Origin of the sequence: Peptoniphilus sp., assembly GCF_034090345.1 — a bacterium.
Taxonomy (GTDB): Bacteria; Bacillota; Clostridia; order Tissierellales; family Peptoniphilaceae; genus Peptoniphilus.
This window is the reverse complement of the sequence record NZ_JAXDSS010000077.1, coordinates 1-11,223: the sequence shown is the minus strand read 5'-3', so window position 1 is coordinate 11,223 and position 11,223 is coordinate 1. Positions and strand designations below refer to the sequence as shown.

The following is an 11,223-nucleotide window of genomic DNA, read 5'->3' as shown; positions in this document are numbered from 1 at the left end:
AAAATCTTTCTAAGTTGACCCGGGCTTGCTTGAGCTCCCATTTGTGTTTCAGGGTCAAGCGGGTCTCCAACTTTAACTTTTTTAAATGCCTCTACAACTTTTTCTACAAATTCGTCATAGAAACTCTCTTGTACAAAAATTCTTGAACCCGCTGAACAAACTTGTCCTTGGTTAAATAAAATTCCAAGTTGAACCCCTTCAAGCGCAACGTCCATATCAGCATCTTCAAAGAATATATTGGCACTCTTGCCACCCAATTCAAGAGTTGCCGGGATAATTCTCTCTGCCGCTGCAATTCCTATTCCCCTACCAACTTCTGTAGAACCTGTAAATGCAAGCTTATCTATTCCCTTGTGGTGTTGTAAATATTCTCCACTCTTTGAACCCGAGCCTGTAATTACATTTATTACACCTGCCGGAACAACATCTTGAATCAATTCCATAAGTGCAAGCACTGAAAGAGACGTACTACTTGATGGTTTCAAAATTGTTACATCTCCTGCTGCCAATATCGGCGCTAATTTCCATGCTGCCATTAGGAACGGGAAGTTCCAAGGAACTATTTGCCCCACCACTCCAATAGGCTCGTGTAAAATTAAGTTTAAAGTATTCTTATCCAACATTTGAGCAGTACCTTCTTGCATTCTTGCCGCAGCTGCGAAATATCTAAAGTGGTCTGCTGCCAAAGGGATATCGGCGCCCATTGTTTCTCTTATAGGTTTACCATTATCCATTGATTCTATAGTAGCCAAGTATTCGGCGTTTTCATCTATTATATCTGCTATCTTAGTGAGCAACGCTTGTCTTTCAACTGCTGTAGAATCTTTGAAAGTTTCAAAAGCTTTTTTTGCAGCTTCAACTGCATCATCTACATCATCATTTGTAGCTTGAGGAATTTGAGATAAAACTTCTCCAGTTGCAGGATTGAAAGTTTGTAACCACTGTCCATCTGAAGCCTCTCTCCATTCTCCTCCTATAAACATCCTATATTCTTTTTTTAATTCAAAAGACATTTAATCACCCTTTTCTATCTTAATTGTTTTAAAATATTTTTCTTCCTTTGAAATGTATACCCCTTGAATTTTAATAAATAACATAGAAAAAAAGAGATTTTTTTAACAATCTCTTTTTGTGATTAAATATTCAGCTTTGGCCTAGTTTATTGGCAATTGTATTTTTATTGTAGTTCCAACTCCGGCTTCACTTTGAACTTCTATCTCTCCATTTAAATTTTTTACAATATGTTTTACAATAGAAAGACCTAGTCCAGTTCCTCCGCTTTTTTTATTTCTTGATTTATCAACTCTGTAAAATCTCTCAAAAATTCTCTTGAGATTCTCTTCATCAATTCCTATTCCAGAATCTTTTACAACAATTTCAGTATGTTCTGAAACTTTCATACTAACATCCACACTGCCATTTTCAACATTGTATTTAATTGCATTTTCAATTAAGTTAGCTAACAGCTCCCAAATCATTGTCTTGTTAGTCTTAAAAACTCCATCACCAACAACAGCTAACTCAACATTTTTTTCAGTTGCTATTGGAATAAAATGTGTCTTTAGATCTTCTGACAACTCATTTAAATCAACAATATCTTCAATAACTTGAACGTTCGACTCCAAATTAGAAATCTTAATTATCTCATCAATCAAATCCAATAATCTCTTTGATTCCTTATAAATTCTATCGAACATTTCTTTCTTGTCATTTTCATCAGATACAATCCTGGTGTTTAAAAGTTCTGCAAATCCATATATGGAAGTTAAAGGCGTTCGCAATTCATGGGATACATTTGCCGAAAACTCTTCTCTGATTTTTTCTGCTTCTATCCTCTTGGTCTCATCAATCAAAAGGAGTACTGCTCCACTTATATTTCCATTGTAGTACACAGGGTTTGAATAGTACTTTATATATCTGTCTTGAACTTCAAACCTGCCTTCAGAATGCATTCCTAAATAACAGTTTTCTATAGATTTTACAATCTCACTATTTCTTGTAACATACAAGATGCTCTTAGCTATAGATTCTTCATCTGTTTCTAAAATCTTAGAAGCTTCTGAATTGAGCATTAAAATGCGTCTTTTTTCATCAAGTATTAAAAGTCCTTCTTTCATACCGCCTAATATAGTATTTATAGTATCCCTTTGTCGTTTTACTTCGCCTAGCTCCTTTAATCTCAAATCATTTTGCTTTGATAAAATTCTGCCTAGCGGATACACTTCAGGTACATCCATTATCTTTTCTATATCTCCAGACTTTTCATATGAATTTATAGGTTTTAAGATTTTATCAATTGATTTTTTAGTTATAATCCTTGTAAAAATAAATATACTCCCCAAAGCTAAAAGATTTATTGGTAATAAGTGTAAAAATATTCCAAAGAAGTTATCTTTTATTCTACTTACGCCAAGTAGAGAACCGTCATTTAATTTTTTTACAACTTCAAATTCATCTTTAGTAAAACTTACACTATCCTTGTTATCTCCAACCGTTAAATTAAAATCTTCATTTTCTTTAGAATCATATTTTTCTAAACCTCGACTATACCTTATCCTTATCCCCTTAGTCTTTTCACTTAATTCACTAATATACAATTCTCTATTTGTTTCTTTATAAATTTCTTGTTGAATTATATAGTTAAAATCAGATAGAGCTTGGTATTCGTTTTGATTATAGTCCATAAAATATATAACAAATGAAACTATAAAAGTCACGATAAATGAAAAAGCTGCTATAATTATAAAGTTTTGTTTAATATGTCTATCCATTTTTATCTCCGGCTTCTATCTTATATCCCACACCCCTTATAGTCGTTATCAAATCTCTTTTATTCCCTAACTTCTCTCTAAGAAGTTTTATGTGCATATCTATAGTCCTTGTTTCACCTTCATAATCATAACCCCACACTGCATTTAGCAGTTTTTCTCTTGAGAGTACAATCCCAACATTGCTAAGCAAATATTTCAAAAGTTCAAACTCCTTGTATGTCAAAGATATTGCATCCCCATCGATAGAAACTTCTCTTCTCAACAAGTCCATAGTAATTCCTTTAAACTCTATTCTCTCTTCTAATTTCTTAGTGTTTCTTCTCAAAAGAGCATTAACTCTCGACAAGAGTTCTAATACAGAAAAAGGCTTTGTCATATAGTCGTCTGCACCCATATCCAACGAACTGACAATATCGTACTCAGATGTCTTAGCCGTTAACATCATAACCGGAATATCTGAAGTATTTGAGTTTTGTTTTAACTTAACAAGTATTTCAGTCCCGTCCATATCCGGCAACATTATATCTAGCAAAATTAAATCAGGTACAACTTTAGAGAGTTCCTCAAAGAACTCCCTACCATTTTCAAAACCTTTACAAGTATAATTTTTAGATTTCAATGCATACTCAATCAACTTTTGTATTGAGTTGTCATCTTCAACAATATATATCAACATACTACGCCTCTGTAGGAAATCCCTCTATGGCAAATATTATCCATCTTGAAATATTCACAGCATGGTCTGCAATTCTCTCAAGATATTTAGTAATCATAATCAAGTCAATTATTCGCTCAGCATCTAAGGATTCATTCTTTATCAACTTTACAAACTCAGCTCTAACTTCTATAAAATAATTATCTACAACATCATCATCTTTGGACACATTTCCAGCTATTTCAACATCTCTTTTAACATAAGCATCTATGCTCTTATTTACCATGGCTATAGTTGCCTTTGCCATTTCCTTTATTGAGTCAACAGAAAATACCTTGTCATCCTCTTTAAAATATTTGCACAAATCAGCAATATCTCTCGCTTGGTCTCCTATTCTCTCCATATCCGTAATCATCTTAAGAGTAGCTGAAACCCATCTCAAATCTGTTGCAACCGGTTGTTGCTCTAAAAAAAGTCTCAAGCAGTGGTCTTGAATTTTTGTCTCCAACCTGTCAGTTTCTTCTTCATATTCAAAGACTTCTTTTATACCCTTTTCGTCTGAATTAAAAATTAAATTCACAGCTTTATCTATAGCTTTTTCAACTATCATACTCATCTGTAACATTTCTTCATTTAATAATGCAAGTTCTTCATCAAATTTTTTTCGCACAATCTCACCCAAACCTTCCTGTAATATAATCTTCTGTTCTCTTATCTCTTGGATTAGAAAATATCTCATAGGTATCTCCAAATTCAACAACTTCACCACTTAAGAAAAATGCTGTCTTATCAGAAGCTCTTGAAGCTTGTTGCATATTGTGCGTTACCATGATAATAGTATAATCTTTTTTCAATTCTAGGACAAGGTCTTCTATTTTCCCAGTAGAAATCGGGTCTAATGCAGAAGTTGGTTCATCCATCAAAATTACATCCGGTTCAACTGCTAAACATCTTGCAATACACAACCTCTGTTGCTGTCCTCCGGAAATTGAAAGTGCATTTTTATTTAGATTGTCCTTTACTTCATCCCATATTGCGGCAGCCTTCAAAGACCTCTCTACAATTTCATCCAATGTATTTTTATCAGTTATGCCATGAGTTTTTGGACCATAAGCTATATTATTATAAATTGACATTGGAAATGGATTTGGAGTTTGAAAAACCATTCCCACTCTCTTTCTAAGCGCATTGATGTTATATGAGTTGATGCTCTCTCCATCGAGTTCAATCTTGCCCTCAATTCTGCAACCATCAACTAAATCATTCATCCTATTTAAACACTTCAATGTTGTAGATTTCCCACAGCCTGATGGGCCTATAAAAGCAGTTATCTCATTAGCTTCTATCCCCATATTTATTCCTTTTAAAGCTTTGAAATCTCCATAATAGAGATTTAAATCTTCTATATTAAACTTAAGTGTCAACTTTTAACCTCCATAAATCTATTGGCAATCTTATTTGAAATAAAATTAATTATAAGCACTGTGATTAGCAGTACAGTTGCAGTTGCATAGGCCTCTCCAACATACATTCCTTCAGAAGACAGCATATAAACGTGTAATGCCAAAGTCCTTGCAGATGAAAAAAGTCCATCGGGCATTTTAGTTGCAGTCCCAAGAGTGAACATTAAACAAGCAGTTTCTCCCACAACACGCCCAGTAGCAAGCACAACTCCGGAAATTATCCCCGGCATTGCCACAGGTAATACAACCTTAAAAATTGTCCTGAGTTTTCCGGCGCCTAGAGCAAATGATGCATGTCTTATATTGTCATTTACGGCTTTTAAAGCTTCCTCAGTAGAACGAATTATAAGTGGCAATATCATAATTGATACAGTGTACACTCCGGAAATTATAGAAAATCCAAATCCCAACCAAATTGAGAAAAACATCATTCCAAATAATCCGTAAACAATTGACGGAATACCTTGTAAAGTTTCTGCAGCAAGTCTTATAATTTCTACAACTTTTGAGCCTCTCTTTGCATATTCAACCAAGTATATTGCTGTGAAAACTCCTATCGGTGTAGCCAACGCCACTGATAAAATCACAATTATAAAAGTTGTTATTATAGCCGGAAGCATTGATACATTATCAGAAGTGTATTCCAATGCAAATAAAGACGGTTTTAGATAAGGTATTCCCTTTGAAATAACATAGCCTATTAAAACTGCTAAGCTTCCAAAAGTAAATACCACAGATAGAGTTGTCAAAAACCTATAAATATTTAGCATATTTTTATACTTCAAAAAAGCAAAAGTGCCTATGAGAATTGTAGCCATTAAAATCAATATTCCAAATTTAGTGCTCATATCCTTTCACTCCTTCTCTTAAAAATCCAAAAAGTAAAATTTATTATAAGGATGAATACAAATAGGACGCATGCTGTCGCAATCAAAGCTTCTCTGTGCATTCCTGAAGCATATCCCATTTCCATTACAATATTTGTGGTCAAAGTTCTAATTCCCTTAAAAATATTAAAAGTTAGACGAGTTTGATTTCCTGCAACCAATATAACTGCCATGGTTTCTCCAATCGCTCTACCAATTCCAAGAATTATACCGGCAAAAATGCCACTCTTTGCCGCCGGCATCAAAACTTTTATAATAGTTCTCTCGTGAGTTGCCCCAAGAGCAATACTTCCTGTGTAATAAGAATACGGTACTGAACGTATTGCATTTTCAGAAATGGAAATTATAGTCGGCAATATCATTATAAGAAGGAGAATTGACGCAGTTAAAATACTCATTCCAGTGCCACCAAATAAATCCTTCATCTTAGGAACTATAAATGTCAAAGCAAAGAATCCATAAATTATTGATGGAATCCCCGCCATTAGATTTAACGTCGGTTTTAAAATTTTGTATAGCCATTTGGGGCAATCACAAGCCAAAAATGATGCAGCAAACACTGCAATAGGAACAGCCATTGCGCTTGAAATCAATGTCACCAATATAGAACCTATCACCATTGAAAAAATACCAAACGAAGCCGGTTTATTCATAGGTGCCCATTTAGAATTTAACAAAAAATCTTTAATGCCAACTTCTCGAAACACATTTATTCCGCCATTAAATATGAAATAAGAAATTAATAGAATAAATATTACAGATAACATAGCACTGAGCAAAAAGAGGTATCTTGCGATACTCTCTTTAAACTCTTGCTGACTTTTTACTTTATATACAATCTTATTTTCCATTTACCTCAGCCCAATCAGTTAGTTTTCCACTAAATATATTTTTCACTTGTTCCATTGATAAATCTGAAACTTGATTTGCTTTGTTAGTTATAATAGCTATTCCGTCCATAGCTATGACTTCTTTTTTCAATTTACTGGCTTCATCATCTTTAAGTTCCCTTGATGCCATGCCTATTTGAGCTGAACCGTCTATTGCAGCTTGAATTCCAGATGAAGAACCTGTAGACTGGATGTCAGCTTTAAAATCAGGATTTAATGCTTTATAAGCTTCCACCAATTTTTCCATTAGCGGTGTTACAGATGTTGAACCTGCAATTGTTATAGAAGCTGTATTATTAGTTCCTTGATAAGGTTTAGCATCTTTATTTTTAACATATCCCTCTTCTTCAACAACCTTTTGTCCCTCACTTGAAGCTATGAAGTTTAAGAAATCTTGTACTTCAGGTGTAACACCATCTTTGTAGACTATATTAAAAGGTCTTGCAATAGGATATGAGCCATTAGTTATATCCTCAGCACTTGCTTCAACTCCACCAATTTTTAATGCCTTGACAGTATCATTCAAAGACCCCAAAGAAATATATCCTATCGCACTTTCGTCATTAGCTGTAGCTGTCATAACTGCATCAGTAGAATTTTGAACAACAGCCTCAATATAAGTCATATCAGTTTCATTCCCACTTGCATCTTTTTCAATTAGTCCAACTATTTCAGCAAATGCACCTCTTGTGCCTGAGCCGTCCTCTCTAGTAATTACATTTATAGTTGCGCTTTGTGTCTTTTCAGAACCATCTGTAGATTCCTTTTCATCTTTTGCCCCACAAGCAGTAAGTGCAATTGTAAATGTCATTATACAAACCATCACAAATAATCTTTTAAAAACTTTACTAAACATTGAATTCATCCTTTCTAAGTTCGTGTTTTTTTATTACAACCACATTATATTTCTACAATGTAAATTCCTTGATATTGAATTGTAAAGTTTGTGTAAAATAATTAAATACTCAATCACTATGTAAAATCAGTTTTGATAATTTTATGTCAAATGATATAATACAAATGGTAAATCGTATATAAAAGAGGTAAAAAATGACACTACAACAACTTAGGTATATCATACAAGTGGCTCACACCGGTTCAATTCACACAGCAGCACAAGAACTATTTATAACACAACCCACACTTTCAAAATCCATCATGGAACTTGAAAAAGAAATGGGAATAACAATATTTTATAGAACAAACAGAGGAGTTAGCCTCACAGATGACGGAACAAAATTTTTATCCTATGCAAAACAAGTCATCGAACAAGCCGACCTATTAGAAGGTCAGTACAAATCAGAAAAATCTGTCAAAAGAATATTTGCAGTTGCCTCTCAACACTATGCGTTTGTCGTAAATGCCTTTGTAAAATTAGTAAAACTGCTCGGAAAAGATGAATATGAATTTTCACTAAAAGAACTTCGTACATTTGAAATCATTGAAGATATACGCACAAGACGAAGTGAAATAGGAATTTTATATTTAAGTGATTTCAATAAAGAAATTTTGAAGAGAAGCTTTGTGGCAAATGATTTAAAATTTGAAAAACTTTTTACTGCAAGACCTCACGTATTCTTCAGTAAAAATCATCCACTTGCAAATAAAAAAATTGTAACTCTAAAAGACCTTGAAGAGTATCCACGTTTCACATACGACCAAGGTTTAAACAATTCATTCTATTATGCAGAAGAGTTACACTCAATCGAATATGCAAGAAAATCAATTGTAGTAACAGACAGGGCAACACTTTTCAACCTATTGATTGGCTTAGATGGCTATACAATTTCATCAGGAATACTCTCAAGAGAACTAAACGGCGACAATCTTGTGGCAATCCCTCTTGAAAGTGACGAGTCAATGGAGCTTGTCTATATCTATAGGTCTGACAATCCCATATCTGAAATTGGCAAAACATATATAGATATTTTAAAACATTATGTTGCACAATATAAAATTAAAGAAAATTACTAACTTCATCTTTAGTTTCCTAATACTTGGGTATACATTAAGTAATCTATAAAACAATTAGGAGGCAGACATGGAAGTTAAAAGAGGTCAAAATGCTTATTACATTGGTGAAAGTCAAGAAAAATATGATGGAATTCTTCAATTCGTTGAAAAAGACGGTAAAATCGATGCTCAACACACAATTGTAAGACCTGCCATGGAAGGTCAAGGACTTGCAGGTGCACTTGTTAAACAACTAATTGCAGATGCAAGAGCAGAGGGTAAAAAAATTATCCCTACTTGTTCATACGTACACAAAAAATTACAGGGCGAAGAATTTGACGACGTCAGAGCATAAATAAATTAATTAGAAGCTTCAGTTTTTGGAAGCTTCTTTTTTATTGGATTTACATTCCGTCGATAATCTTATATATTTCTTCTTAACTTCTATTCATTTTAACTATGACCGGCAACACATAAAAACCATTATCCAATCCATTGACTCAAAAAAAATAAAATGTTAATATACATTAAAATAATTTTAAATAAAACATATAAAAAGAAGAGTACCTTTCTAAAAAGATTACAGAGAGCTTCGTATTGGTGAAAGAAGTAGATTTTGAAATTGGGAACATGGCCTTTTTATGGATTCGCTAAGCTATTAGTTAGGTGAGTACGGGATTGCCCGTTACAGCAGAGGGTATTGATAGATACCTATTGAGTTCATTAGTGCAAGCTAATGAAAAATTAAGGTGGTAACACGAGCTTTCGTCCTTATACGAAGGCTCTTTTTTATTGTTTTAGATTTGGAAGACAAGTGAAAAATAAAATAGATTATAGATGATAAGTTTTGGAGGATAAGATGCCATTAATAATACCTAAAGATTTAATTGGAGAAGAAACGTTAAAAAGAGAAAGAATATTTACAATGGACGAACAAAGAGCGTCCAGTCAAGACATAAGACCGTTGAAAGTGGCTATTGTAAATCTTATGCCTAAGAAAAAAGAAACTGAGTTACAACTCATAAAAATGCTTTCTAACACATCTTTGCAAATCAATATAAATTTAATAAGAATGGGGTCTTATGAGCCTAAAAATATAGAAGCTGACCATTTGAATAAGTTTTATAAGACATTTAATGAAATAAAACATGAAAAATACGACGCAATGATTATAACAGGAGCACCTGTTGAAAAGTTAGAATATGAAAAGATTATATATTGGGATGAATTAAAAGAAATTTTAGACTACGCCAAAGAAAATGTATTTTCAACTATGTTTATATGTTGGTCAGCACAAGCTGCCCTATATCATTATTATAACGTAGAACACAATTTGTCAGAAAATAAGATTTTTGGAGTGTTTGAGTTTGAAAAGAAAAAAGACGATAAGATATTAAAAGGATTTGATGATGAATTTAGCGTTCCAACTTCAAGATATACTTATGTAAAATCTGAGCAGTTAAAAGACATAGATGAGCTTAATATTTTAGCTGAAAGAGAAGATACTGGAGTAGGACTTATAGCGAGCGAAGATTATAGGTTTGTATTCAATTTTGGACATTGGGAATATGACAAAGATACTTTAAATAACGAATACAGAAGAGATTTAGATAAAAATATAAAAATTGATATGCCTGTAAATTACTATAAAGAAAATGATATATCAAAGGGAATAAAAGTAACTTGGAGGTCAGCTGGAAATTTATTTTTTTCAAATTGGTTAAATTATTGTGTATACCAAGAAACTCCTTACAACATTGAAGAAATTAAAAATAAAAAAGTTGCTAAATTTGGTGGTTCATCATTAAGTAATGCAAAACAATTTTCAAAAGTTAAAAATATAATTACATCAAAAAGTGAAAGCGATGTTGTTGTGGTTTCAGCGCCAGGGAAAAGATATAACGAAGATGTAAAAGTTACTGATAGATTAATGAATGTTGCTGAGTTAAATACAGAAACAAAAGATATTGAAAAGCTAATTAAGAAATTAGAAATTGAGTTATTAAAAAAGAATGATGATTTAAATGAAAACTTATCTGAGTTGAAAACTCGTTTTTATGAAATTTCAAAAGACTTGGGCATAGAAGAGAAATGTACTCCTGAAATTGATGTTGTATTTAAAGCCATAGAAGGCTCTACATCAAAAGATTTCATAGTAAGTAGAGGAGAATACTTAAATGCAAAAATAATGGCTAATTATTTGAATTATGAGTTTATAGATGCAAAAGATCTTATCGTATTTGGCGAAGAAGATAATGTAAATTTTGAAAAGAGTTATGAAAGAATATCAAATATAATTAACTCTAAATCTAAAGTTGTTGTACCAGGGTTTTATGGAAGTGATGAGTTGGGAAATATAAGGACATTTAAAAGAGGTGGCTCGGATTATACTGGCTCCATCATAGCTAGTGCATTAGATTCAGAGATATATGAAAATTGGACTGATGTGAATGGTATAATGACTGACGACCCAAGGGTGAATGCAGATGCTAAGGTAATTAAGAGTATGAATTATAAAGAGCTTACAGATATAATTGACTCAGGAGCTCAAGTGTATCAAAGAGATGCTATAGAACCTGTAAAGAATAAGAATATAACTATAAG

The 11,223-nt window shown here is 32.8% G+C and carries 11 protein-coding genes and 1 other annotated feature; of the genes, 3 read left to right on the top strand and 8 right to left on the bottom strand.

Translation table 11 applies throughout. From position 1 onward, the window contains the following. The 8 genes from SOR77_RS07045 to SOR77_RS07010 form a co-directional block, all read right to left on the bottom strand. Positions 1-1,013 (bottom strand): aldehyde dehydrogenase family protein (locus SOR77_RS07045; RefSeq protein WP_320636431.1); only part of this gene is annotated, 1,013 nt, incomplete at its 3' end. A 141-nt stretch (positions 1,014-1,154) separates the two neighbouring features. Further along, positions 1,155-2,771: a sensor histidine kinase gene (locus tag SOR77_RS07040; RefSeq protein ID WP_320636430.1), complete on the bottom strand. Its 1,617-nt coding sequence runs from the start codon at positions 2,769-2,771 to the stop codon at positions 1,155-1,157. Beyond that, positions 2,764-3,447 carry a response regulator transcription factor gene (locus tag SOR77_RS07035; RefSeq protein WP_320636429.1) on the bottom strand — a complete coding sequence of 228 codons (684 nt, stop codon included), beginning with the start codon at positions 3,445-3,447 and terminating at the stop codon, positions 2,764-2,766. Before SOR77_RS07035 ends, SOR77_RS07040 begins: the two co-directional genes overlap by 8 nt. Position 3,448: 1 nt before the next feature. After that, on the bottom strand, positions 3,449-4,096 hold the full coding sequence (gene phoU, locus SOR77_RS07030) for a phosphate signaling complex protein PhoU (protein WP_320636428.1): 648 nt from the start codon (positions 4,094-4,096) through the stop codon (positions 3,449-3,451). A gap of 4 nt (positions 4,097-4,100) precedes the next feature. After that, the gene (pstB, locus tag SOR77_RS07025; protein ID WP_320636427.1) at positions 4,101-4,850 is read right to left on the bottom strand and encodes a phosphate ABC transporter ATP-binding protein PstB; all 750 of its coding nucleotides are present in this window, start codon (positions 4,848-4,850) and stop codon (positions 4,101-4,103) included. Next, a complete protein-coding gene (pstA, locus tag SOR77_RS07020; RefSeq protein ID WP_320636426.1) occupies positions 4,847-5,737 on the bottom strand; it encodes a phosphate ABC transporter permease PstA in 891 nt (296 codons plus the stop codon). The genes pstB and pstA overlap by 4 nt, the downstream gene beginning before the upstream one ends. Next, a complete protein-coding gene (gene pstC / locus SOR77_RS07015) occupies positions 5,734-6,627 on the bottom strand; it encodes a phosphate ABC transporter permease subunit PstC (RefSeq protein WP_320636425.1) in 894 nt (297 codons plus the stop codon). Before pstC ends, pstA begins: the two co-directional genes overlap by 4 nt. Next, on the bottom strand, positions 6,617-7,522 hold the full coding sequence (locus tag SOR77_RS07010) for a substrate-binding domain-containing protein (RefSeq protein WP_320636424.1): 906 nt from the start codon (positions 7,520-7,522) through the stop codon (positions 6,617-6,619). The genes pstC and SOR77_RS07010 overlap by 11 nt, the downstream gene beginning before the upstream one ends. Positions 7,523-7,716: 194 nt before the next feature. Here SOR77_RS07010 and SOR77_RS07005 point away from each other — a divergent pair, with 194 nt between their 5' ends. The 3 genes from SOR77_RS07005 to SOR77_RS06995 all read left to right on the top strand — a co-directional run. Beyond that, positions 7,717-8,640 (top strand): LysR family transcriptional regulator, encoded by a 924-nt coding sequence (locus tag SOR77_RS07005; protein WP_320636423.1) that lies wholly within the window; start codon positions 7,717-7,719, stop codon positions 8,638-8,640. A 67-nt stretch (positions 8,641-8,707) separates the two neighbouring features. Then, positions 8,708-8,974: a GNAT family N-acetyltransferase gene (locus tag SOR77_RS07000; protein ID WP_320636422.1), complete on the top strand. Its 267-nt coding sequence runs from the start codon at positions 8,708-8,710 to the stop codon at positions 8,972-8,974. A 187-nt stretch (positions 8,975-9,161) separates the two neighbouring features. After that, positions 9,162-9,395 (top strand) — a binding site (T-box leader). A gap of 83 nt (positions 9,396-9,478) precedes the next feature. Beyond that, positions 9,479-11,223 (top strand): homoserine O-acetyltransferase/O-succinyltransferase family protein (locus tag SOR77_RS06995; protein WP_320636421.1); only part of this gene is annotated, 1,745 nt, incomplete at its 3' end.